Source organism: Vibrio sp. S11_S32, from assembly GCF_014694465.1.
In the GTDB taxonomy this organism is placed as follows: domain Bacteria; phylum Pseudomonadota; class Gammaproteobacteria; order Enterobacterales; family Vibrionaceae; genus Vibrio; species Vibrio algicola.
The window spans coordinates 1-207 of sequence record NZ_JAAUWS010000213.1; the positions used below are offsets into that span (position 1 = coordinate 1).

The following is a 207-nucleotide window of genomic DNA, read 5'->3' on the forward strand; positions in this document are numbered from 1 at the left end:
TCATGCTGAAGTTAATTGGGTCACCACCATTGGTGGTCATTTCACCCATTTCGGCGGTTAATGCGGTTTTGCCCGCATCGGTCATGCGCAGCGTGCTTGGATCCAAATTATCACTTGGCGACTCAATTGTAACCGAGCTTGAACCATGCACTGGGTATTCGTTGCCTTCGGCTGGGTTTTGCACATCGCCTTCGTCAACAGTGACCG

1 protein-coding gene is annotated in these 207 nt (G+C 51.2%); it reads right to left on the bottom strand.

Annotation, left to right across the window (positions count from 1 at the left end; genetic code table 11):
• On the bottom strand, positions 1 to 207 hold a 207-nt coding region (locus tag HC723_RS17285), incomplete at both ends, for a hypothetical protein (RefSeq protein WP_190339984.1).